Source organism: Pseudomonas macauensis (assembly GCF_047902425.1).
Classification (GTDB): Bacteria; Pseudomonadota; Gammaproteobacteria; order Pseudomonadales; family Pseudomonadaceae; genus Pseudomonas.
Genome location: NZ_CP138377.1, coordinates 2,968,787 through 2,993,246, shown reverse-complemented (window position 1 = coordinate 2,993,246; position 24,460 = coordinate 2,968,787). Strand labels below are relative to the sequence as shown.

Sequence of the window (24,460 nt, the reverse complement as noted above, 5' to 3'; positions counted from 1 at the left end):
CAATCGGTCGTTCGGACTAGCCGAGAGGACTAGTCCGAGGTATGGCGCCGCCCCTTACCGGCAGACGGCGCCGTGGGGCTTAGCGGATACCGGCGTTGCGCAGGGCCGCTGGTGTGAAGTCGGTCATGCTTGGCTGCGCGGTGTAATCGATGCCGCGCCGCGACTCGTTGATCATCGCCATCGCCAGGTAGCGGCCGGCGATCAGGTCATTGAGCGCATTCACCGCGTAGACTGCCGTGCCTTGCTGGTAGTCGTTCACCGCGAAGCCTTCGCCGACGCGCCAGAGCTGGCCGCGTCCGTCATAGGCCTCGGACTCCACGGCCTGCCAGGTGTCCTCGTCGAAGTAGAAGCGACGGGTAGCGTAGATGTGCCGCTGGTTAGGCTTCAGGGTGGCGACCACTTCCCACACCCGGTGCAGCTCGTAGCGCGCCAGGTCGGGGTTGATGTGACCGGCCTGAAGGATGTCGGCGTACTTGAGCTTGGGCGACCACAGCCGGTAGTTGTTGTAGGGAACGTACATTTCCTTCTTGCCCACGAGCTTCCAGTCGTAGCGGTCCGGTGCGCCGTTGTACATGTCCGCGTCATCGGAGGTGCGCAGGCCGTCGGCGGCGGTGCCGGGACCGTCGTAGGCCACCTGGGGAGCCCGGCGGACGCGGCGCTGGCCAGCGTTGTAGACCCAGGCCAGACGGGGTTCCTTGACCTGGTCGATGGTCTCGTGGACCAGCAGCACGTTACCTGCCAGGCGCGCCGGCGCGGTGACCCGCTGCTTGTAGAGGAACAGCACGTTCTCGGTCTGCTTCGGATCGGCATCCTTGATCAGCTGCGGGTAGCCAAGGTCTTCCTCGAACTCCACCGCCGTGAACGAGCCGTTGGTCTGCGGCGTGGCCTGCGCGCTCAGGCGGCGCTGGTTGGGGCCGCGGTAACGGGTCATGTGGTTCCAGACGATTTCAACGCCGTTCTTGGGAATCGGGAAGGCATAATTGCGCCCCTTGAAATTGGCCAGGCCATTGCCGCCGTCCACTTCCTCGGTATTCAGCGCGCTGACCTTCACCGCGTCGTAGATCGACTGCGGGCTGGAGGCGGTACGGCGGGTCACGTACACCGGAATGCGGTAAGTGTCCGGATAGCGCTTGAACATGGCCATCTGGCCGTTGCTCAGCTTGTCCTTGTACTTCTCCGCCGTGGCGGCGGTGATCACGAACAGCGGCTTGTCATCGGGGAACGGATCGCTGAGGAAGCCATTCTCCACCGCTGCCGCGCCCGGCTTCAGGCCGCCGGTCCAGGCCGGGATGCTGCCGTCGGCGTTGCCCGCCTTCTCGCCGCCCAGCGGCGTCAGGGTGGCGCCGAGCTTGGCCGCTTCCTCAGTCGAAACTGCGGCGTGTACCGAGCTCGCCAGGAGGCTCAGACCCAGGATCGTGCCCTTCATCAAATTCATCATGTGCATGCTGTTCACCTGCTCAGAAGTTCACGCCGACGCTGACTGACATGTAGTCGCGGTCGGTCATGGTGTTGTAATCGCCACCGAAATAGTTGGTGTAATTCAGGCTCGCGGTGTAGGTGTTCTGGTAGTCGGCATCCAGGCCCAGGCTGATGGCCTTGGCGCCTTCCTCGAAGCTCGGTCCGGTACCGTTGATGTCATGCGACCAGGCGACGTTGGGCTTGAAGTTGATGCCGGCGATCACGTTCGGGTAGTCGAGGACGCCGCGCACCCGGTAACCCCAGGACTCGCTGGTATAGAAGCCCTTGTTGTTGCACTCCTGCTGCGGGTTGCTGGCGTTGGGCTTGCCGGGGTTGGTTCCGACGCAAACCGACTGATCGACCAATTCGCCGGCGCCGAAGGTCGGACTGCGGCCAAAGCGCAGGCTACCGAGGGAGTCATCGATGCCGCTGATATGGTCATAACCCACCTCACCCACCAGGGTCAGGCGCTCGGCGCCCATGACCTGGTCGATGAATTTGGTGGCAGTGACCTGTATCTGGGTGAACGGCAGGCGTTTGTAGCCCTGGATGTCCGCGCCGGGGGCGTTGACCGCCTGGCCGTCGAGGAACACCGGCGACACCGCCGTGGTCACGCCGTTGACCTTGCCAACCTGGTTCACCGCGGCGAGGTTGAGGTCGCCGGTGTTGATCTGCATCGGCATGTTCGGCCGGTAGCTGATCTCACCGCCCAGTGCGACGCCGGAGACGTTGGTCTGGAAGCTCAGGCCGTACAGGTGGATGTCTTCGGGGTAGTCGACGAAGTAATTGGCGCCCCGCACGCGGTTGGTTGTGGTCAGTGCCGTGGAGGCACCGGCAAAGGTGGTGCGGGTGAAACTCAGGTAGGGGTTGCGGCTGTGATAGTTCATCACGTACGCGCCCAGCTCGGTGTCGTTGAGCTCCGGCAGGAACCAGCGCAGGGCCAGGCCGTACTGACCGGAATCGCCCGGTTCGTTGTCGTCGACACGCGGGATGTAGGCGTTGGCGCGGTTGCCCGCCACATCGAGAATGGTACCGCTGTTGGCGCGCGGATCACCGGGAGCGAAGTCCGGGCCGGCGATCACCAGTCGGTCGTTGCACCCCTTGGCCACGGCATCGGCGGCGAAGAAGGTGCCGCAGTTCTCGGTGACCGTCTTGTCCCACTTGATCTGGTAGAAGCCCTCGGCAGTGACGTTCTCGCTCAGCCCCTGGGAGAGATAGAACAGTTGCACCGGCACCAGCGCTTCCTTGACCTCGGCGCCGGGGCGACGCAGTGCGGAGACGTCCACCGGGTTGATCGAGTTGATCGAGTTGGGGATGAAGGTACTCTCACCCCAGCTCACCACCTGCTTGCCGAAACGCACGTTGCCCGGCAGATCGCCCAGCTGGTAGTTGTGATAGACGAAGGCGTCGAGGAACTGGGCGCCCGAGGCGCTGGCCGCCTGGTCGCGACCACGGTCGTCGATGTTGTAGTAGCGCAGGTCCTCGTCCTTGAGCTCGAAGTCATACCAGTACTTGCCGCGCAGGAAGGCGCCTGAATCGCCGTACTTGAGCTCCAGGTCGTGGGTGCCCTTGAAGATCTTCGAGAAGGTATCGCCCTTGCTGAAGTTCAGCCGGCCATCGTCGTTGGTCCGCGAGGCAGCCGTGCCCTTGGCGCCGACCACATTGAAGTTGGAGACGAACTTCGGGTCCGGATTGCGCAGGGCCCAGCTGGTGCCCAGGGAAAGCGACGAGTCGAATTGCCCTTCGATCTCGCCGATGTTGAAGCTTACGGCTTGCGCCTGTGCAGTCCAGGCAAGCGCCACGGCAACGGCCAGGGCCTGCGGTCGGAAGCTTCCGCGCATTGTTATTGTTGGCATGCGGTACTCCAGTGATCCTTGTGTTGGAGTACGCATGCTGTCAGCCGCCGATACCGCGAAAAACCGCCTGAACAGGTGATTTTTCGCCTCACCCGAGTGGGTGGCAGAAACCGGTTTCACAGCCATTCACCCGTTGGCGTCGTGCGTTGCTTCCGACGCCAGCGAAACCCGCGATACCCTGCGTAACACCCGCCAGAAACACCCCTCCCGCGCCCTTGGCGAACCACCCCATCGGGTGATTTGCACGCTCTGCCTTGCCGCGTTCAATGACGCCCAGTGCCCAATCCCCTGCGGCAAGGGCCAGCCAACCACAACAACAAGCATCACGGAGAACCGTGCTATGACTCGCAATCGCAGCTGGCTACCGCGGCTCGCCATGGCCGTCGGCCTGCTGGCTGGCGCCGGAGCCCAGGCCGCCGACAAGCCGAACATTCTGGTGATTTTCGGCGACGACATCGGCCAGACCAACATCAGCGCCTATTCGCAAGGGGTCGTCGGCTACCACACGCCGAACATCGACCGAATCGCCAAGGAGGGCATGCTGTTCACCGACTACTACGCGGAGAACAGCTGCACCGCCGGGCGCTCCACCTTCATCACTGGCCAGGCCTCGCTGCGTACCGGCCTGACCAAGGTCGGCATCCCCGGCTCGCCGGTGGGCCTGCAGGATCGCGACATCACCCTGGCGCAGGCCCTCAAGGGGCAAGGCTACGCCACCGGCCAGTTCGGCAAGAACCACCTGGGCGATCGCGACGAATACCTGCCCACCAAGCACGGCTTCGATGAGTTCTTCGGCAACCTCTACCACCTCAACGCCGAAGAGGAGCCCGAGCGTCCGTACTGGCCGAAGGACCCGCAGAACCCCTACGTCCAGCACTTCTCCCCGCGTGGAGTGATCCATTCCTTCGCCGACGGAAAGATCGAGGACACCGGGGCGCTGACCAAGAAGCGCATGGAAACCATCGATGACGAGACCACCCAGGCGGCGATCAACTTCATCGACAAGCAGGCCAAGGCCGACAAGCCGTTCTTCGTCTGGATGAACACCACGCGCATGCACCTCTACACCCACGTGCGCGACTCGATGAAGGGCCAGAGCGGCATGCCCGGCAACGAGTACGCCGACGGCATGCTCGAACACGACGGTGACGTCGGCAAGTTGCTCAAGACCCTTGATGACCTGAAGCTCGCGGACAACACCATCGTCATCTACACCACCGACAACGGCCCGAACCGCTTCACCTGGCCGGATGCCGCCACCTCGCCGTTCCGCAACGAGAAGAACTCCAACTACGAAGGCGCCTTCCGGGTGCCGGCGATGATCCGCTGGCCGGGGCATATCGGAGCGGGCCAGGTGTCCAACGAGATGTTCTCCGGATTGGACTGGTTCCCCACCCTGCTCTCCGCCGTGGGCGTGCCCGACGCCAAGGAGAAGCTGCTCAAGGGCTGGGCGCCTTCGTCCGGCGGGCCGACCTTCAAGGTGCACCTGGATGGCTACGACCAGCTCGCTTACCTCACCGGCAAGGCGAAGAAGAGCGCGCGCAATGATTTCTACTACTTCAACGACGACGGCCAACTGGTGGCCATGCGCTTCGGCGACTGGAAGGTGGTGTTCTGCGAACAGCGCAAGCCTGGCGGCTTCGAAGTGTGGAGCGAGCCCTTCACCTGCCTGCGCGTTCCCAAGCTGTACAACCTGCGCATGGACCCCTATGAAACCGCCGACATCGTCTCCGACCAGTACTACGATTGGCTGACCAAGAACGCCTATCTGGTAGGCATCGGCACCATGAAATCCACGCAGTTCCTGCAGACCTTCCTCGAATGGCCGCCGAGCCAGCGCCCGGCCAGCTTCACCATCGACCAGGTGCAGCAGTCGATCTACCAGAAGATCGCCGAGAAGATGAAACAGCAGCAAGCCGCTCCACAGAAGCAGTGATCCACCCGCCACGCCCCGCCGGGGCGTGGCATCCCCTCCCAACAGCCAAAGCCCTCCAGCCCGCACCAGGCAGCGCGCGGTGAGCGCGCAGTGACGGCATTGCCTGGTGCAGGCATCCCCTGCGTTTTCATTTCGCGACAACCCCGTAGCAGACCGTCAATCCAGCCATACTCTTCGGGCCGGTAGCAGGGCATCGCCTGCCGGATGAATCGCCACGGAGAGGTTTCATGCTCGACTTCACGCTCAATGCACTGCGTACCAACCCCGAGATCGCAGTCTTCCTCGCCATCGCCCTGGGGGTGCTGCTGGGGCGCCTGCACTTCGCCGGGTTTCACCTCGGCTCGGTGGCGGGCGCGCTGCTGATGGGGCTGTTGATCGGGCAGCTCGGCCTGGAGGTGCCCCATGAGCTGAAGGCGGTGTTCTTCGCCCTGTTCATCTACGCGGTCGGCTTCAAGAGCGGGCCGGAGTTCTTCGGCAGCCTCAACCGCGGCACCCTGAAACTGGTGCTGCTCTCGGTGGTGCTGTGCGCCACGGCCCTCGCCACCATCCTGGCGATGTACGCGCTCTACGGCTTCGACGCGGGCTTCACTGCCGGCCTGGGCGCCGGTGCGCTGACCGATACCGCGATCATGGGCACCGCCAGCAGCGCCATCGCCCAACTGGGCATCGATGCAGCGGCCAAGGCCCAGCTCAACAGCCACATGGCGGTGGCCTATGCCATTACCTACCTGTTCGGCACCATCGGCCTGGTGGTCTTCGTCGGCAGCGTCGCGCCCTGGTTGCTGGGGGTCGACCTGCGCACCTCGGCACGCGAGCTGGAGCGCGAGTTAGGCATCGAGCGCAACGAGGACGCCATCAGCATCCCGTACACCCGCATCGTGGTGCGCGCCCATCGCCTGGAGACGCCGGCGGCGATCGGCCTGAGCATCGCGGATATCGAGGCGCTGCATCCAGCGCTGAGCGTGGAGCGCGTGGTGCGCGGCGAACGCATCCTCGAGCGTGACCCGGGGTTGCGCCTGGAGGCCGGCGACATTCTCGGCGTCTATGCCTTGCGCGAGGCGGTGGGCGACCTGAGTCATTGGGTGGGGCCGGAGGTGGATCACGCCGAAAGCCTGTCCTTCCCCACCCGCAGCGCGGATATCGTGCTGACGTCGCGCCGACTGGCCGGCCGCAGCATCCACCAGATTCATGCGGACCTGGTCGGCGCCCAGCGCATGGGCTGCTTCATCACCACCATTACCCGCCAGGGCCTGGAGCTGCCGCAACTGCCCGAGACGGTACTGCGCCGCGGAGACGTCATCAGCCTCACCGGCCGTACCGCCAGTGTCGAAGCCCTGGCCGCCCAGCTGGGACGCATCCGCGAGAGCAACTACAAGAGCGATATCGCCATCCATGCTCTGGGCATGGTGCTGGGTTCGCTGGTGGGGCTGCTGTCCACCCACATCGGCATGATCCCGGTGGAGCTGGGCATCGGCGGCGGCGTGCTGCTCGCCGGCCTGCTGATCGGCTGGTACAACTCGCGCCACCCCGAGCGGGGCTCCTTGCCTCCCGCGGCACAGTGGGCCTTTTCCGAATTCGGCCTCACCGCATTTGGCGCCGTGGTCGGCCTGCTGGCGGGCCCGGCGGCGCTTGCCGCCATCCGCGACCAGGGCCTGGCGCTGCTGGTCGCTGGCGCCATGGTCACGCTGATCCCGCCACTGGTGGCGCTGTATTTCGGACGCTACGTGCTGCGCCTGCACCCGATGATCCTGTTCGGCGCCCTGGCCGGGGCGCAGACTGAAGCGGCCTCGATGAACCGGATCATCGAGCAGTCCGGCAGCAATACCCCGGTGGTCGGTTTCACCGTGTGCTACGCCATCTCCAACGTGCTGCTGGCGGTGTGCGGGCCGATCATCGTCGCGCTGACGGCCGGCTGAGCGATCACTGTCGCCAAATGAGAACCCCATACCCCTTGGCATTTGAACCACAGAGGCGCTGGTCTAGCCTGCACATAGCGAAACAGACGACACGGACAGGCCACGCGCCGTCGCCCCCAGGCAAAAGGAGCCCCCACGATGAGCAGCCGTAAATTCCTCGAGATCAGCAGCGCCCGCGATTACCTGGACGTGCTGATCCGGGCGGGCCTGATCGCCGGCCTGGTGATCTTCTGCTACGAGATCTTCCGCCCCTTCCTCGGCGTCATGCTGTGGGCGGTGATCCTGGCGGTCACCCTGTATCCGCTGAATACCCGTATCGCCAACGGCATCGGCATCTCCCCCGGCAAGGCCGCCACACTGCTGGTGCTGCTCGCCCTGCTGTGCCTGATCGCCCCGCTGGCCTTCCTCGGCGAATCCATCGCCAGCTCCGTGCAAGTGGCCCTGCACTCAGCCCAGGACTGGAAGCTGGAAATTCCCCCGCCCACCCCGTCGGTGCAGGAGTGGCCCGTGATAGGCGAGCCGTTGTTCCGCATCTGGAACCACGCCTCCGGCGACCTGAGCTGGGCCTTGCAGCAGGTAGCGCCGCACCTGAAGGACCTCAGCAAGGCGCTGCTGGTGAAACTGGCCGGAGTCGGCACCGGGGTTCTGGTGTTCGTCGCGGCCCTCATCATCGCCGGCGTGATCATGGCCAACGGCCAACGCGGCGCCCACCGTGCCACGGCCATTGCCCAGCGTATTTTCAGTCCGGAACGGGGTCAGGAACTGGCCACACTGTGCGCGGCCACCATCCGTGCGGTAGCCCAGGGCGTAGTGGGTATCGCCTTTATCCAGATGCTGCTGATAGGCGTGGCACTGGTGCTGATGGGTGTACCCGGTGCGGGCCTGATCGCTCTGTTCGTGTTGCTGCTGGGCATCATGCAGCTGCCGGTTCTGCTGGTCACCCTGCCGGTGGTGCTCTACGTCTTCAGCCAGGATGGCGTCGGCGCCACCACCATCATCTTCGCCATCTGGACCCTCGCCGCCGGCCTGTCGGACAACGTGCTCAAACCCCTGATGCTGGGACGCGGCGTTGCCGTGCCGATGCCGGTGGTACTGATCGGCGCGCTGGGCGGAATGATCAGCAACGGCATCATCGGCCTGTTCATCGGGCCCGTAGTGCTCGCCGTTGGCTATGAGCTGTTCAACTCCTGGGTGGACCAGCTCGTGGTGAGTCCGCCGGTAGCGGAGCCCGACGACGATAAAGCCGAACAGGGTGACAGCGCTCATTGAGCGCCTTGGAGCCTGACGGCCGGTAAATCGTCTCTCTACTGGCAACCAAGGCCCCTGGGCATCAAGCAACGCCCAGGGGCCTGCTTGCTTCAGGGCCCGCCGAGGAACCAGCGATAGTACGGGTTATCCCCCTCCTCCCGGGCGATCTGCCGGACGTCCCGCGCCCAGGCCTCGCGCTCGCCACGGTAGGCGTGCAGGCTCAGGCCGTAGAAGCGGCGCAGGCTCTGCCATTCATTATCCACCGCGCCACGGAACGAGGGTTCGGCGTTTTCCAGGGGCGGCGCCGAGCGCAGGGCGAGCAGTGTCGGCAGTACGCGGGTGATTTCCCGCGAGCGCACCCAGGGGGCGTATTCGATGCGTGGCTGGTCGTCGGTCACTGCCGGGGCGTCGCCGGCATAGCGCTCAAGGCCGTTGCGATCGGTGATCCAGGTGGCCAGGAGGGCTTGCGGCGAATCGACCCCCACTGCGCCCAGGGCCGCCGCGATCTCGGGTTGCTCGAAGCGCTGGCGGATGCGCGGGACATCGAGCTGCAGCGGTTGCAGCGAGCCCACCAGCAGCATCTCGTGGAACTCGGTGGTCCACAGTGACGCATAGGGGAATACGTCGATGAAGCTGCGCACCAGCGAACGGCTGTCTTCGTCGTTCTGCGTCGGCAGCGGCAGCCACTGGGCGACCACGCCATTCTCCTGCAGGCGGCGGGCGGCCAGCTGGTAGAAGTCCCGCGAGTACAGGTTGACCACGCCGGCGGCCGAAGGCGGCGGCGGTTCCAGGGTGATCATGTCGTAGCGTTCGTCGCTGCGCAGCAACTCGCGGCGGCCGTCACGCAGGCGAATCTCCAGGCGTGGGTCCTTGATCGCGCCGAAGGTGCCCTGGAAATTCGGCGCGGCGGCCAGCACTTCGGGCAGCAACTCGGCCACCACCGGATGCTCCAGGTCGCGGTAGCGCAGCATGGCGCCGGCGGTTATGCCAGTGCCGAAACCGATCACCAGCGAGGAACGCGGCTCGCCCCGGTGGATCAGCAGCGGCAGCAATGCCTGCAGGCGCATGTAGCGCAGCGACGGCATGGCGTCACCGGTATTGGACACACCCTGGATGTACAGGCGGTTGAAGCGCCGGTCACCCTTGCCCTGCTCCACCACGGCGACGGTGCCGCCACGGCCTTCCTGGTAGAAGGTGATCTGCCCGTTGCGCGCCGCCGGCATCAGTTCGGCCAGGTGGCGTGGCGGCGTCAGCACTGCGGTCGCCAGGGTCGCGACGGCAATCGCCAAGACCGCAATGCGCCCGCCCCTGCCCACGCCGACGCCGCGCCAGACAGCCAGCAGGCCGATGACGGCGGCCAGGATGGCGAGCAGCGCCAGGGTACGCACCAGGCCCACCGCCGGCACCAGCACGAAGCCGGTCAGCACCACGCCGAGGATGCCGCCCAGGGTGTTCAGCGCCACCACCAGCCCGACATCGCGGCCGACATGCCCGGAGTCCACCGACAGGCGCAGCGCCAGGGGAAATGCCGCGCCCAGCAGAGTGGTCGGCAGGAACACCACGCACAGCGCGGCCACCGCGAAGCGCGCGGACATCCCCGCCAGCTCGCTGCCGCCCAGGCTCAGCACCATCATTTCGACGCCGCTCTGCGCCGCCACCAGCCACTGGCCGAGGCCGGCGATCTGCAGGATGGCGAGCAGGCCGGCCGCCGCGATCAGCACCGCGAACACACCCCAAGGGTCGCGCAGGCGGTCCGCTCGGCGGGCATACAACGCGCTACCCAGCACCAGGCCGAGCAGATAGGTGGCCAGCACCACCGCGAAGGCGAAGGCGCGGGTGCTCATGAATTGCACGATGGACTGCGTCCACACCACTTCGTAGCCCAGGGCGACACCGCCGGCGAGGCAGTACAACGCGGTTGCCAGGCGCGCCGCCGGGCTGCGCTTCCCGGTCGCTGCGGTGGGCTCGGCCACAGTCTCGACGGCACCGCGCTGGGCGATCAGCGCACCCACCGCGGCCACCAGGTTGAGGACGGCAGCAGCACAGGCGCTGCCGATTACGCCGAGCGCCGGCAGCAGCAGAAAAGCTGCCAGCAGGGTTCCCGCGATGGCGCCCGTGGTGTTGGCGGCGTACAGCCCGCCGCCGGCACGGCCCATCTGCTGGGTGTCAGGTTGCACGGCGCGCATCAGCACCGGCAGCGTGCCGCCCATGAAGAAGGCCGGTACGCCAACCAGCAGGAACGGCAGCAGCCAGGCCAGCAGGCCGACGCTGTCCTCCAGCCGCGCGAAGGGTTCTGCCGACGCCGAGAGGGCCAGCGTGGCGCCGACGCCGAGAATCGCCACCAGCAATTCAAGGCCCGCATACAGGAGAACCGGACGCCGCAGGCGATCGGCCCAGCGTCCGAAGGCCAGGCCACCCAGGGCGAGGCCGGCGAAGAATGCACTGATCGCCGTGGTCACGGCGAAGACCTCGACCCCGACCACCAGCGACAGCTGCTTGACCCACAGCACCTGGTAGACGAGTGCGGCGCCTCCGGACACGAACAGCAACAGCGCGGGGATCAGCAAACGCGCCTGTTTTTCCTGGCGAGTGGTGCGTTCTGCGCTGCGCGAAGAACTCATGCGAGAGGAGTCGGCGGCTGAGGACATCGGGTACGCCTTGTCAGACAGAGGAAAGCCCGCGACGGACAAGTCCGTCGCGGGCCTGATTCGGACGCCTGCGCAGGCGTCCACTACGCACAACAGGTTACTTGGCTTGTTTCATTTTCGCTTCGATCTTCGCATCCACATCCTTGCGGATCTGATCGATGCTGAAGCTCGCCGGACGCTGGCTCGGCGGATAGTCGACAAAGGTCTGCAGGAAGGCCGCAGCCTTGCGAGTGCCCTGGAAGAGCAGGTAGTCGTTCTTGGTCAGCCAGTCGTAGTACTGGTCGGAGACCACATCCGCCCGCTCATACGGGTCCATGCGCAGGTTGAACAGCTTAGGCACGCGCAGGCAGGTGAACGGCTCGCTCCAGACCTGCAGACCACCCGGTGCGCGCTGTTCGCACCAGACAATCTTCCAGTCGTTGAAGCGCATGCCTACCAACTCTGCCTCGTCGTTGAAGTAATAGAACTCCTTGCGTGCACTCTCGTTGGACTTGCCGGTCAGGTAGTCCAGCTGGTTGTAGCCGTCCAGGTGCACCTTGAAGTTCTTGCCGCCAATATCCGCACCCTTGAGCAGGCGTTCCTTGATGTCGGTATCACCCACGGCCGCCAGCAGGGTCGGGAACCAGTCCAGGCCGGAGAACATCTGGGTGGAAACGGAGCCCGGCTTGATGTGGTTCGGCCAGCGGATCATCGCCGGCACCCGGTAGGCGCCTTCCCAGTTGGAGTTCTTCTCGTTGCGGAACGGAGTGGTTGCCGCATCCGGCCAGGACCACTGGTTCGGGCCGTTGTCGGTGGTGTAGACGACAATGGTATTGTCGGCGATCTTCAGGTCGTCCACCGCCTTGAGCAGCTTGCCGACGTCGCCGTCGTGCTCCAGCATGCCGTCGGCGTAATCGTTGCCCGGCATGCCGCTCTGGCCCTGCATGGACTCGCGCACGTGGGTGAAGGCGTGCATGCGCGTGGTGTTCATCCAGACGAAGAACGGCTTGTCGGCCTTCACCTGTTTGTCCATGAAGTTGATGGCGGCCTGGGTGGTGTCGTCATCGATGGTTTCCATCCGCTTCTTGTTCAGCGGGCCGGTGTCCTCGATCTTGCCGTCGGCGAAGGAATGGATCACGCCGCGCGGCGAGGCGGCCTTGACGAAGGCCTGGTCATCCTTCGGCCAGTACGGGCGTTCCGGCTCTTCCTCGGCGTTGAGGTGGTAGAGGTTGCCGAAGAACTCGTCGAAACCGTGGTTGGTCGGCAGGTACTCGTCACGGTCACCCAGGTGGTTCTTGCCGAACTGGCCGGTGGCATAGCCGTGGGCCTTGAGCGCCTGGGCAATGGTCACGTCGCGCGCCTGCAGGCCGACCGGAACGCCTGGCATGCCGACCTTCGACAGGCCGGTACGCAGGATCGCCTGGCCGGTGATGAAGGTGGATCGCCCGGCGGTGCAGCTGTTCTCCGCGTAGTAGTCGGTGAACATCATGCCTTCCTTGGCGATGCGGTCGATGTTCGGCGTCTGGTAGCCAACCACGCCGAACGAGTAGGCACTGATGTTGGTCTGGCCGATATCGTCACCGAAGATCACCAGGATGTTCGGCTTGTCGGCCGCCTGGGCTACGGAGCACCCCACTATCGCCGTCGCCGCGAGGGCGAACCGCGATATCCATTTTCCCGTGCGCTTCATTGATGTTTCTCCATTTCTCTTACTGAGTCGTATCCGCGACTGCGCGCAGGGAGACGCCAACAGCTCGGCTGGAATCCCCCGTACCCCTGCGGTGTCCTGGCATTTGCCCTGTTACTGGTCGAACGGATAGACGCGCTTCCATTCCGTGGCCATGTCCACGACCACCCAGCCCTTGCTCTTCGCCTCATCGAGCGCCTTGTCCAGGCGACCGACCTTGCTTTGCCGGTCATAGGCCCATTCACGCTGGGCGTCGGTGTGGTGGACCAGCGCGGCCAGGCGCTTGCCCTTGCCCGCCATGGTCCACTGCAGCATCTGCAGGTCGCCGTCGGAGTTGCCGAAGGCCAGGATCGGCCGGCGGCCGATGATGCTGTCGATGCTTTCCGGCTTGCCCGGACCGTCATCGTTATGGACCAGCTTGGGCAGGCGCTGGATCGACAACTGCCCGTTGTGGTCCTCGAAGCGGCCGCCCAGCGTGGTGCCGATCACCTGTTCGGGCGGAATGCCATAGACCTCCTCGGCGAAGGCACGCATGAACGCGACTTCGCCACCGGAGACGATGTAGGTCTTGAAGCCATTGGCACGCAGGTAGTCGAGCAGCTCCAGCATCGGCTGGAACACCATTTCGGTGTAGGGCTTGTGGCTGCGGGGATGCTTGGCGCTGGCGAACCAGCGGCGGGCATTGCCGATGAACTCGTCGGTGCTCATGCCCGCGTGGGTAACGGCGACGATTTCCAGGATGCCCTTCATGCCGCTTTCGGCGAGCGCCTTCTGATCGTTCTCCAGCACGGCCTTGAACGGCTGCTGGGTCTTCCATTCCGGATGCTGCGGCGCCTGCCGCTTGACCTCTTCCAGGGCGAACAGCACCTGGAAATACATCGGTTGTTCGCTCCACAGGGTGCCGTCGTTGTCGAACACCGCGATGCGTTCGGCCGGCGGTACGTAATCCGGGCCGCCCTCGCGGGTCACCGCCTCGACGAAGCCCTCGATGGCCTGGCGCGACTTGCCGTCGTTCCAGGATGCCAGGTCGGCGGCCTGGCTCAGCAGCGGCAAGGCCAGCAGGAGGGTGAACAACCAGCGTGAAGCAGCGTGACGGTGCATGTAACGTCCTTGATGGGTACCGGCCCGGTTCAATGGCTCACGGGTTCAGCGGCTTCAGGCCGTGTTTCCCCGAGGAGATGTTGGAGTGCTGGGCAGTGGCCTGCCGCAGCTTCGGCAGAGCGTCGATCAGCTCGGCCGGGGCGCCCTCGCTGCGACCGCGCCCGTAGCGAGTCCTGAGAAAACCTAGCAAAGGTTTGCGCACAGCGTCGGACAGATCGCACATGTGTTTACTCATTTCACGACAACCGCTGGTCCGACGAATCCACAGGTAAAGCGCGCCCAGCTCGGTCGGCGTGCCTTCGAGTTGGCTGCGAACCTGCTGCCAGGCGTATTCCGGAGACTCCAGCCAGGCCTGGCGGCGCACCTGACGCCAGCGCCTCCATGTGCCAATCAGCGCGCCTCCCCATGTGCGCCAGGCGTAGCCCGCCCCGCCCACGAACAGCAAGGCGCCGAGCAGGAACAGCCAGTGCCCGGCGATGCGCACCTGCGTCTTGCGGCCCAGTTCGCGCAGGTCCTCGGTGATCGAGAACGGCGCCTGGTAGCCAGCGGCGGCCGCCGCCTCGATCTCCAGCGCCGGCACCGAAACCGTACGAGCCTCGCCGCTGGCGGCGTCCCACCAGTGCAACTCGATGGCTGGCAGCTGGTACTTGCCCGCCTCCTTGACCACATAGCTCACCGCATCGTCACGCATGCCGCCGTTGACACCGCCACGACCGTCGCTCAGGGGCCGAACGCTGGGCGGCTGGACGTAGCGCTGCAAGCCGCTGATCTCGGCGAAACCGGGCGGTGGAATCAGCATCGCTTGCGCGCCCACGGCCTCGACGTGCAGGCGTCGCTCGATGCTGTCGCCGACCCGCAGCGGCTCATGGGAGCGTTTGAGCGTCTGGGTCAGGGTGACCTGCCGCGCCACCAGCCGCTGTACGCCCTCCCCTGCGCCCGCCGGCTGCCGGGCGACGAAGCGCTGTTCAGCGCTGTGCACGGTGACCGGGCCGTTGCCCTGGCCGGGCGTGACCTGGATGTCCAGCGCAGGTATCACGAAGGAGCCTGCCTGTTGCGGGGTGATCTGGTAGGTGAAGCGCAGGCCGAAGAACGGCTTGCCGTCGATCTCCTCGTTCAGGTGAACGGCTTCGCCGCCGGGGTCGGAGACCACCGCACCGTCCAGGTTCAGCTTGGGCAAGCGGGGCGCAGCGCTGAACCAGGTGTCCACCAGCAGATCGACCTGCAGGCTGACGGTGCCGCCGACCAGGGCCGAGTCCGCTGGCAGCAGTTGGCTGCGTACCCTGACGTCCGGTCCGGCGGTGTTTTCGGATTCCGCGGCCAGGCCCCAAAGCGGCACCAGCAGCATCAGCAGGACGGCGAGCAGCCTCATGGCGCGGTCTCCCTGGCGGCATCCTGCAATTGGAACTTGCGCCGCAGGAACTGCTCCGGCGACGTCGTCAGGTTGTTCAGCCACAGCTGGTCCGAGCTGGCCTGCTGACTCTTCATTTGCACCGTTTTGCCCTTGCCGGTCTTGTTGTCGAACTCGATCTTGTCGGCCTTCTCGTCCGGCGGCCCGGCCTCCTGCTGGTCGTCGCGGTCCTTCAGCAGCGCCTGGGCCAGGGCAAGGTTGGCCTGGGCTTCGGGGAAGTCCGCCTGTACCCGTAGCGCCTGCTGATAGGCCGCAATGGCCTGCTCGAACTTCGACAGGCGCACATAGGTATTGCCCAGGTAGAAATACCCCGGCGCACTGTCCAGGCGGGCGAAACTGGCCAGCGCAACGTCGAATTCGGCGGCGCGGTAGGCGGCCAGCCCCTTCCAGTAGGCGTCGTCGAAATGCTCGGCCGCCTGCGGATAGTGCCCGTGCTCGAAGGCCCAGCGGCCCTGCTGATCCGGGGTGAAGAAAGCATCCGCCAGGGCGCCTGCGTGTGCAGGCTGCGGCGGCAAGCCCAGGCCCAGGGCCAGCAGCACGCCGCTCAGCCAGTGCACCCGCCAGCCACGGCGCACGCTGAACAACGCCAGCAATAACAGCGGCCAGCACAGCCAGTAGCCGGCGTCTTTCCAGTGCACCGTCTGATCGTCACCGCGCACCGCCTGGAAGTGTTGCTGAGCGTGCAGCTCGATCCAGTCCAGCACGTCGTCATTCAAGGTCAGGCTGCCCAGGGGCGCATTCGCCGCATCGGCCAGACCCTTGAGACCCTCCGCGTCGAAGCGGCCGAGTTGCGGCCGGCCCTGGTCATCGAGCCGCGATTGGCCATTGGCACCAGGCAACAGGCCGCCATCCTGGCTACCAACCGCCAGCACCAGCACCTGCAGGTCGCTGCCCTGCAGCTCCTGGCCGATCGCATCGAACTGGCTGGCATCGGCGCCGTCGGTGACCAGCACCAGGGTGCCCGGGGACTGTTCGGCCGCCAGCAGGCGCTTGGCGAGGCGGATGGCGCCCAGTGCGTCCTTGCCGCTGCGCTCGATCAGGCGGGTCGACAGGGCTTGCAGGAAGCTGTCGAGCAACGCCGGATCGTCGGTGGCCGGCAGCACCAGATGGGCGCTGCCTGCATAGGCGAGCAGCGCGACGCGACTGCCCGCGCGGCGCTGGATGAGGTCGTGCAGCTTGTGCTTGGCGGCTGCCAGGCGCGAGGGCGGCACGTCGTCGGCGTCCATCGAGGCGGACAGGTCCACGGCAAGAATCAGCGGCGCGCGGTTGTCGAGGAAGTCCGGGCGGTCTTGCTCCCAGGTCGGGCCGGCGGCCGCCACGCCGCCCAACACCAGCAGCGCGGCCAGGAGATGCACCGGGCGCAGGCGCTGGTTGTCGCGCGGGGTGATGACCAGGTGCTTCAGCAGATGCGGCGCGATAACGCCATCGAGCCGGCGTACCAGGTCATGGCGACGCGCCCACAGCAGCGGCAGGAGCACGCCGGGGATCAGCACCAGCAGCCACAACGGACGCAGGAAGTGGAAGGCGCTCAGGTCGATGTCCATCTCAGCCCTCCTCTACCCTGGCTCGCCGCCGGCGCGGCGCGCTGACTCGCGAGGCCAGGGCCGCCACACCGTGGGCCAGCGACAGCGCGAGCAACGCCGCCCCCAAAGGCAGCCAGAACAGGTCTCGCTTGGGCTGGTGACTCAGGGTTTTCACGCGGTGCGGGGTGATCTGGTCGAGAGTCGTGTAGACCTGTTCCAGGGCATCGCGGTCGCCGGCGCGGAAGAACCGTCCACCGGTGGTGGTGGCGATGTCCTGCAGGGTTTTCAGGTCGACCTTGGCGTCGCCGGTGGCCTCGGGGTCGCCGATACCGATGGTGTGCACCACGACGCCATGGTCGCGGGCGATAGCGGCGGCGTGGTCCGGGGTGATGGCGCTGCCGGTGTCGTTGCCGTCGGTGAGCAGTATCAGCACCTTCTCCTGTTCCTGGGCGTTGTCGAGCAGCTTCACCGTCAGGCCGATGGCATCGCCCAGGGCGGTGTTCGGCCCGGCCATGCCGATGCCGACTTCGTCGAGCAGGATGCCCAGGCTGCCGTGGTCCAGGGTCAGCGGCGCCTGCGGGTAGGCCGCAGTGCCGAAGACGATCAGGCCGATGCGGTCGTCCTTGCGCTTGGCGATGAAGTCGCGGACCACGTCCTTCACGGCCGTCAGGCGATCCACCCGGGTACCGTCCGGCGCGCTGTAGTCCGTGGTCTGCATGGACTGCGAGATGTCGATGGCCAGCATCAGGTCGCGGATCGGCTGCTCGTGCTCGATGGGCTTTTCCACCAGTACCGGCCGCGCACACGCGGCGAGGACCAGCGCCCACACCAGCAGGTTCAGCGGCAGCTGCCAGCGCCCCCCGCTGGCACTGGCGCTGCCCGGTACCTGCCCGGCGGCCTGGCTCATGGCCGCGAAGAACGGTACGCGTAGCGCGCTGCGGGCCTCGGCATAGCGCCCCAGATAGCGGTACGCCAGCCAGGGCAGCGGCAGCAGGAACAACAGCCAGGGATAGTCAAACTGCCACACGGTGAGCCTCGATCCATTGCCGGCTCACGCTGAGCAGCGCGTGCACTTCGTGATCCGCCAGCGCCGCAATGCGCTCCGCCGGGGCGTAGGCCAGCAGCGCCAGGCGCTGGGCGAAATCCGCCGGCACTGGCGCCGTGCCATGGCGCTCAAGGAATACCTGCCACTGGCTTCCCCCCAGACGCGCAGCCGCTTCCCCCGCCGGCATCGACAGGGCTACGCGCTTCACCAGTTGCGGCAGCTCGCGCAGCGCGCCCAGACGGCCCTGCGGGTCGTTCAGCGCCTGCGCCAGCTCGTCGAGCCGCGCCAGTGCCTCGCGCCGGTAGCGATCGCGCCGCCAGCGCAGATAACGCCAGACGCACCCGGCCAGCAGCAGCGCCAGCAGAATGAGCGCCAGCACCAGCCAGCCCCAGGTCTGCGGCCAGTAGCTGGCTGGCGGTACCGGAAGCGCCAGCTCGCGCAGTTGATCGATGCTGGGGACGTTCGCCGTGCTCATCGCAGCCCCCCGGTCAGGCGGCCCAGCTCGGCGCGCAGCTGGTCGAGGCTGTCACGCCCGGTGCTGAACATCATCAGCGGCACCTGGCTGCGCCGCAGCAGGGTGGCCACGCCCTTCAGGCGACCGGAGAGGAATTCGCCCAAGGGGCGGTGCACCTGGCGCCGCTCCACTTCCAGCTCGACCTGCAGCTCACCCTGGGTCACCGTCACCCGTCCGCGATCGGGGATCTTCAGTGCGATGGGGTCGAACACCTGCAGGGCCAGCACGTCGTTGTGACGACTGAGCTGGCGCAGCAGCTGCAGGGTCTGCTCGGAAACCCCGGCGAAGTCGCTGACGATCACGATCAGGTGGTCGTGCCCGGCGATGCCCAGGCATTCGCGCAGTACCCGGTCCAGTTGGCCGGGCGATGCGTCTTCGGTGCGCGTGGCCCGCAGCGCGTGGTTGTAGCGGACGATGGACGAGCACAGCGCCTCGACCCGCGCCCGGCTGCGCAGCGGTCGTACGTGTTCGACGTGATGGTCATCGAAGACGATGCCGCCCACCCGGTCCCCGGCGTGGAACGCCATCCAGGCGCCGATGGCGCCCAGCTCGGCGGCCGTCACCGACTTGAAGTTGCGCTGGGAGCCGAAATACATGCTCATGCGCTGGTCGACCAGCAGCAGGGTCGGCCGGTCGCGTTCTTCGGTATAGCTGCGTACGAAGGGTTTGCCGTAGCGCAGCGAGGCGCGCCAGTCCAGGTGGCGCAGGTCGTCGCCGGGGTTGTACTGGCGCAGCTCGTCGAAGCTCAGGCCACGGCCCCGCAGGCGCGCGGCGTGGTTGCCGGACAGCACGCTGGACAGCGGTTGCCGCGAGAGGAAACTCAGGTCGCGCACCCGGTGTTCCAGCAGCATCAACTGCGGCAGCGAGGCGTAGACGAATCCGTCGGCGTCGGGGCGTTGCTCCTGCATGGCCGCGTCCTTACGCCGGAACCGCCACTTTATCGAGCAGGCGATCCAGCACCTGGTCGGCGCTCACGCCATCGGCCACCGCGTCATAGGACAGCAGCAGGCGGTGACGCAGCACCGGATGCAGCACGGCGCGAACGTCGTCGGGCGAGGCATAGTCGTTGCCGTCGAGCCAGGCGTGGGCGCGCGCCACCCGGTCCAGGCTGATGCCGCCGCGAGGGCTGGCGCCAACCCTGATCCAGCGCGCCAGGTCCGCGTCGTAGTCGGCGGGCCGGCGCGTGGCGTTGATCAGATCCATCAGGTAGCGGTCCAGCGGCTCGGACACATGCACCCGGCCCACTTCGCGGCGCGCGGCGAAGATCACTTCCTGCGGCAGTTGCTCGGGCCGTTGCGGCACCCCGCCGCTCTGCTGGCGCTGCTCCTCTTCGCGCACCAGGCGCAATACCTGGGTCTCGTCCTCGACCTTGGGATAGTCGATGAGCAACTTCATCAGGAAACGGTCCATCTGCGCCTCGGGCAGCGGATAGGTGCCTTCCTGCTCGATGGGGTTCTGTGTGGCCAGCACCATGAACAGCCCTGGCATGACGTGGGTCTGCCCTGCCACGGTGATCTGCCGCTCCTCCATGGCCTCCAGCAGTGCGGCCTGGACCTTGGCCGGCGCGCGGTTGATCTCGTCGGCGAGGATAACGTTGCCGAACAGCGGGCCGGGCTGGAACTTGAGCTGGTTGCCTGACTCGGTCTGCTGGAGGATCTCCCCGCCGGTGATGTCGGAAGGCAACAGGTCCGGCGTGAACTGGATACGGCTCATCTGCGCATCCAGGTGCGTGGAAAGCGCCTTGACCGTGCGGGTTTTCGCCAGCCCCGGGAGGCTCTCCAACAGCACATGGCCGTTGGCCAGCAAACCCAGCAGGATATGTCGAATGCCCTGCTGCTGGCCCAGTACCTGCGATCCGATGCTGGCTTCCAGGTTGGCGATCTGCTCGCGAGTGTTCACCTTGTTCTTCCTTGTTCTGCGTTCGTTCGAGTCGGTTGTGCGGCCGCTGTGGCGCGCTCCGACGCCCCCAAGTGACGCGTTAGCATAGCCTGTTCAGCCGGCAGGCAAAGCCTGGAGTCTTCCTGCAACGTGTCGCGAAATGAATAGATCAATTGGCGTAAATCGCGGCCCGGTTCTCCTTGAGAGGCTGACAGGCCGCAGGAGCCTCTTAAGGATGTAATGAAGACGTCAACGATCAGGAGTATCTGTCGGGGCGCCGTTCTGTCGCTGAAAGTATTTGCCATTCTGACGATGGACTGCCTGCACGCGCCGCCTACACTCTCCTGTGGCTGGGCGATCTGAAGGCGAGCGATCCGACTCGCATACCGGCACTGCGTCATCGGGGGCTACGAGAACGGCGCGCTGCAGGCACTGGGCGACGGTGCAACGTGGTGATTCTGAGACCAGCCGCAACATATTCATGACAAGCAAACTGCTATCACCTCCCTTGCCTGATCCCATGACCGTTAAGGAGCATTACGATGAAGTCGAAGTTTCTGCTGGCCACGCTGTGCGGCGCGTCCCTTGCGCTGTCAGGTTGTGCGAGCAAGTACGTGGAGCCTGAGCAATATTCCGGGTTCCTGAAGAACTACAGCATTCTCAAGGAAGAAAAATCGCCCTCCGGCGCAGCGGTCATGCGCTGGATCGATCCGAACGTGGACGTGAAGCGCTTCTCCAGCGTCTATATCGAACCCAGCCAGCTCTACCCGCAGCCACAGCCCACCGAGAAGATCCCGGCGAGCACCCTGACGGGCATCACCCAATACTATGACCAGGCGCTGAAGACCCAATTCTCCAAGGCTCTGCCGCTGGCCACCGGCCCCGGCCCGGGCGTGCTGGTGGTGCGCCCGGCGATCACCGCCGTCAGCGCCTCGACCAAGGGCCTGCAACCCTACGAAGTGATCCCGATCGCCCTGATCGCGGCCGGCATCAGCACCGCCACCGGCATTCGCGACCAGGACACCAGCATTGCCACCGAAGCCGCCTTCCTCGACGGCGGCAGCAACAAGGTGGTGGCCGAGGTCGTGCGCAAGGGTGCCGGCACCGAGCTGGAGAACTCGTCCCAGGTCATGCAGGCCAAGGACGCGCGCGCCGTGCTCGATGGCTGGGCCTCGGATATGCTCAAGTCCTACCAGACCCTCAAGAACAAGTAAGCCGACCGGCCCGGACGCGACCGCGCGTCCGGGCCTCGTTTGCGCTTTTGTGTCAGCCCGTAATACTTTTCCTACTCCGTAGCCGAGCTCCTGGCAGGTACCAGGGCTTGCAGCGCCCCGCTCGACCGTAATTCGAATCAGTGTGATCACATGGACAGTATCCGCGGCACCGCTTTTCTCCAGTTTGGCGAACTGCTCTCCGAGCAGGGCGCATCACTGCGCGACCACCTTACCCCCCACCGCGTCAACCTCGACGTGGTCGGCGATTTCGAGAAGAAGTTTTCCTACAAGAGCCTGGTGCAGATTTTCGAGGGCAGCGCCCACGCCATCAACATGCCGGAGCTCGGGCTTGAGCTGGCGGCCCGCCAGGGCTCCTCACTGCTCGGCCCGCTGCAGCACCTGGCACGCTCGGCGCCCACTGTGGGCGATGGACTGGTTGCAGTGCTGCGCTACATGCACCTGTACAGCCCGTCGATCCAGTTCCGCCTGGAGCGTCGACCCGGCAGCGCGATGCTGTATTTCGAGAACACCCTGCCCTGCAACGAGGACATCCCGCAGATCGTCGAGAAGTCGGTACTGCAAGGCAAACTGCTGATCTCCGAACTGATGGGCGCGGCCTTCCGCCCGCGTTCGGTGCTGCTGCGTCATCAGCCCCAGGCCGATATCGCGGTTTATCGGCGCTACTTTGGCTGCCCGGTCCTGTTCGGCCAGGCCCACAACGCCCTGGCCCTTTCGCCGGTGTCGCTGCAACGCCCGTGCATCCAGCACGACGCGGTGCTGCACGCCATCGTGCGCTTCTACCTAGAGGCCCAGAGCAGCGAGGACGAAAACCTGCGCAGCAAGATGGAGCGCCATATCCAGATGCTGCTGCCCAGGAGCCGCTGCAATCTCCAGCAGGTCGCCCGCAACCTGGGCCTGAACCCACGCACCCTGCAGCGGCGCCTGGCCAGCGAAGGCGTCGACTTCGAGGGCCACGTCGAGCAGATCCGCCGCCAGCAGGCCGAGCAGTTGCTGCGCCACACCAACCTGACAGTGGGCCAGATCGCCAGCGAGCTGGGCTACAACCGTACGGCGTCGTTCTGCCGTGCGCACCTGCGCTGGTTTGGCATGTCACCGCTGGAGCACCGTCGCCTGCATGGCAAGTGCCCGCTGCATAGGCTCGAGTCGGCGAACGACTGATCGGCGCCATAGGTGGCAGCATCGCCTGAGCGAGCAGCCGTGACTCAACGATCCGTGTCATACAGCGTCTATCATCAAGCCCGGTTGCCGTCAGACTCACGGATCGAAGCATGGCCAACATACTCCTCATCGATCAGCAGCCGCTGAGCGCCCTGGGCGCCGAGACCGCCCTGCGCAACGCCGGCCACGACGTAATCGGCGTCGCCCGGAACGGCCTCGACGGACTCACCGAATTCCGCACCCGTGCACCCGACCTGGTCGTGCTGGAACTCGACATCCCCAAGCTGGGCGGCCTCGATGTCATCAAGCGGATCGTCGCCAGGAAGACCGCCACCCGCGTGCTGGTGCTGACCTCGCTGCCCGCCGATGTGTACGAGCACCTCTGCCTGGCGGCCGGGGCGGCGGGCTTCGTGCCCAAGGACGACTCGCTCGAATCCTTCCTCGATGCGGTAGCCAAGGTGCTGTCCGGGCGCACCTATTTCCAGGCCAAGGCCATTCACCTCGAAACTGGCGCAAGCGCAGCCGAGGGCGCCGGGGAACAGTTGACGGCGCGGGAGGTGACCGTGCTGCACTACCTCGCCGAAGGCTACCGGGTGAAGCAGATCGCCGGTGAGCTGGCGATCAGCGACCGCACCGTCAGCACCTACAAGACCCGCCTGCTGGAAAAGACCGGCACCCGCTCGCTGGTCGAACTGCTGCAGGTCGCCGCGCAACGCGGCTTGCTCGAGGAGCGCCCGGGCCTGCCGAAACAGGTCGCCGCCGCCGGCAAGCTCGCCGCCCCCTTCAATGACCTGCTCAACCAGATTCCCTTTCCCATCTGCCTGCGCGCGCCAGATACCCGGATTCTCGCGGCGAACCAGGCCTTCCTGCAGAGTCTCGATCTGACTCTGGACCAGGTGCTGGACGCCCGGCAGCGCGATTTGGGCATCATTGATGAGGAGCACCTGGCATACGCGCGCAAGACCTTCGAAGCCGCCGTTGAAAAGCGCATCCCCTACATGATGGTGGCCGTTGTTTATGTACGCGGCCAACGACGGGTCTTCAGGCACAGTGGCTATCCGGTACTGGACGAAAACGGCGAGCTGCTGGGTATGCTGTGTTCCTCCGTGGACCTGGACGAGGAGACCCAGCAGGTCCAGTCCCTGCGCGACCAGCTGACCTATGTCTCGTCGATCCAGAAACGCCGCGGCCACTACCTGCTGCAGCAGGGCGAGGAAATCGCCGGCAACATCGCCAGCGTGCGAAGAATCCGCCGGGAGCACGGCCGCGACGAGATCGACACGCTCCTGGAGCGCATCCTGGAGGCCGTGGCGATCGTCTCCGAGCTGATCCGCCTGGAACAGCGCGAGATGCCGTTGGCCCCCTTCCCCGAGGACCTGAACGAACTGACCCAGCGTCACCTCCAGGGCCTGGATGGCGAAATGGTTCCCCCCTGGACTCTCGCCAAAGCGCCCTCCCGTCCCCGTGGGTGGATCGACGCGGTTCGCTACGGTTCTCTGCTCAAGGCCCTGCTCCTGCACATGCGGCATGTGGGGGCTGTGGGCGCTGCGATCCGACTCGAGTCCCTCGAACAGGAGGCCGGACAGGTGGAGTGGACTCTGCAGCTCAAAGGTGACATCGCAGCGGACGGCAAGCGCGACGCGCCGATCATCTACCTCGCCCTGGCCGATGAGCTGAGCGATCTGCTGCACGGCAGCCTGCGGGTCACCAGGGACGATGCGCAGGTCTTCGAGGCAGTCGTCGTGATGAACGTCCCCATCGCATGAAGCCCCCAGGATAGGAATCGCACTACAAGGCATTGCCTGAACGCACGCTTACCCGGCTTCGGCCCGAGGCGAATCATTTCTCCTAGCTAACGCACTCAGGAGAA

17 protein-coding genes are annotated in these 24,460 nt (G+C 65.8%); 6 read left to right on the top strand and 11 right to left on the bottom strand.

Annotation, left to right across the window (positions count from 1 at the left end):
• Positions 1 to 79: 79 nt before the first annotated feature.
• Both SD196_RS13895 and SD196_RS13890 read right to left on the bottom strand, forming a co-directional pair.
• Positions 80 to 1,444, bottom strand: a complete 1,365-nt coding sequence (locus SD196_RS13895) for a DUF1329 domain-containing protein (RefSeq protein WP_275607072.1) — start codon at positions 1,442 to 1,444, stop codon at positions 80 to 82.
• 13 nt (positions 1,445 to 1,457) lie between these two features.
• A complete protein-coding gene (locus tag SD196_RS13890; RefSeq protein ID WP_275607073.1) occupies positions 1,458 to 3,314 on the bottom strand; it encodes a DUF1302 domain-containing protein in 1,857 nt (618 codons plus the stop codon).
• Positions 3,315 to 3,654: 340 nt separating this feature from the next.
• On the opposite strand from SD196_RS13890, the gene SD196_RS13885 reads away from it, so the two are divergent.
• The 3 genes from SD196_RS13885 to SD196_RS13875 all read left to right on the top strand — a co-directional run bounded on the left by SD196_RS13885 (position 3,655) and on the right by SD196_RS13875 (position 8,435).
• Positions 3,655 to 5,250, top strand: a complete 1,596-nt coding sequence (locus tag SD196_RS13885) for an arylsulfatase (protein ID WP_275607074.1) — start codon at positions 3,655 to 3,657, stop codon at positions 5,248 to 5,250.
• 227 nt (positions 5,251 to 5,477) lie between these two features.
• Positions 5,478 to 7,166: an aspartate-alanine antiporter gene (gene aspT, locus SD196_RS13880; protein WP_275607075.1), complete on the top strand. Its 1,689-nt coding sequence runs from the start codon at positions 5,478 to 5,480 to the stop codon at positions 7,164 to 7,166.
• A 138-nt stretch (positions 7,167 to 7,304) separates the two neighbouring features.
• Complete coding sequence (locus SD196_RS13875; protein ID WP_370599362.1) at positions 7,305 to 8,435, top strand: AI-2E family transporter; 1,131 nt, start codon at positions 7,305 to 7,307, stop codon at positions 8,433 to 8,435.
• Between the two features lie 89 nt (positions 8,436 to 8,524).
• Here SD196_RS13875 and SD196_RS13870 read toward each other — a convergent pair whose 3' ends face one another.
• From SD196_RS13870 to SD196_RS13830, 9 genes are all read right to left on the bottom strand, one after another.
• Positions 8,525 to 11,035 carry a fused MFS/spermidine synthase gene (locus tag SD196_RS13870; protein ID WP_416311687.1) on the bottom strand — a complete coding sequence of 837 codons (2,511 nt, stop codon included), beginning with the start codon at positions 11,033 to 11,035 and terminating at the stop codon, positions 8,525 to 8,527.
• A 124-nt stretch (positions 11,036 to 11,159) separates the two neighbouring features.
• Complete coding sequence (locus SD196_RS13865; protein ID WP_275607079.1) at positions 11,160 to 12,731, bottom strand: arylsulfatase; 1,572 nt, start codon at positions 12,729 to 12,731, stop codon at positions 11,160 to 11,162.
• A gap of 111 nt (positions 12,732 to 12,842) precedes the next feature.
• Positions 12,843 to 13,829, bottom strand: a complete 987-nt coding sequence (locus tag SD196_RS13860) for an HAD family hydrolase (RefSeq protein ID WP_275607080.1) — start codon at positions 13,827 to 13,829, stop codon at positions 12,843 to 12,845.
• A gap of 37 nt (positions 13,830 to 13,866) precedes the next feature.
• Positions 13,867 to 15,198 (bottom strand): hypothetical protein, encoded by a 1,332-nt coding sequence (locus SD196_RS13855; RefSeq protein WP_370599363.1) that lies wholly within the window; start codon positions 15,196 to 15,198, stop codon positions 13,867 to 13,869.
• Positions 15,195 to 16,781 carry a VWA domain-containing protein gene (locus tag SD196_RS13850; RefSeq protein WP_331320180.1) on the bottom strand — a complete coding sequence of 529 codons (1,587 nt, stop codon included), beginning with the start codon at positions 16,779 to 16,781 and terminating at the stop codon, positions 15,195 to 15,197. The genes SD196_RS13855 and SD196_RS13850 overlap by 4 nt, the downstream gene beginning before the upstream one ends.
• A 1-nt stretch (position 16,782) precedes the next feature.
• Positions 16,783 to 17,787, bottom strand: a complete 1,005-nt coding sequence (locus SD196_RS13845) for a vWA domain-containing protein (protein WP_416311686.1) — start codon at positions 17,785 to 17,787, stop codon at positions 16,783 to 16,785.
• Positions 17,774 to 18,280 (bottom strand): DUF4381 domain-containing protein, encoded by a 507-nt coding sequence (locus SD196_RS13840; protein ID WP_275607084.1) that lies wholly within the window; start codon positions 18,278 to 18,280, stop codon positions 17,774 to 17,776. Before SD196_RS13840 ends, SD196_RS13845 begins: the two co-directional genes overlap by 14 nt.
• On the bottom strand, positions 18,277 to 19,227 hold the full coding sequence (locus SD196_RS13835) for a DUF58 domain-containing protein (RefSeq protein ID WP_416311685.1): 951 nt from the start codon (positions 19,225 to 19,227) through the stop codon (positions 18,277 to 18,279). Before SD196_RS13835 ends, SD196_RS13840 begins: the two co-directional genes overlap by 4 nt.
• Before the next feature lie 10 nt (positions 19,228 to 19,237).
• Entirely contained in the window at positions 19,238 to 20,218 is a 981-nt protein-coding gene (locus tag SD196_RS13830) for an AAA family ATPase (RefSeq protein WP_275607086.1), read from the bottom strand.
• A gap of 521 nt (positions 20,219 to 20,739) precedes the next feature.
• Here SD196_RS13830 and SD196_RS13825 point away from each other — a divergent pair.
• The 3 genes from SD196_RS13825 (at position 20,740) to SD196_RS13815 (ending at position 24,356) form a co-directional block, all read left to right on the top strand.
• Complete coding sequence (locus SD196_RS13825) at positions 20,740 to 21,411, top strand: DUF3313 domain-containing protein (protein WP_275607087.1); 672 nt, start codon at positions 20,740 to 20,742, stop codon at positions 21,409 to 21,411.
• A 150-nt stretch (positions 21,412 to 21,561) separates the two neighbouring features.
• Positions 21,562 to 22,590, top strand: coding sequence for an AraC family transcriptional regulator ligand-binding domain-containing protein (locus SD196_RS13820; RefSeq protein WP_416311684.1), 1,029 nt, complete (start codon positions 21,562 to 21,564; stop codon positions 22,588 to 22,590).
• 110 nt (positions 22,591 to 22,700) lie between these two features.
• Positions 22,701 to 24,356 (top strand): LuxR C-terminal-related transcriptional regulator, encoded by a 1,656-nt coding sequence (locus SD196_RS13815; protein WP_416311683.1) that lies wholly within the window; start codon positions 22,701 to 22,703, stop codon positions 24,354 to 24,356.
• Positions 24,357 to 24,460 lie beyond the last annotated feature (104 nt).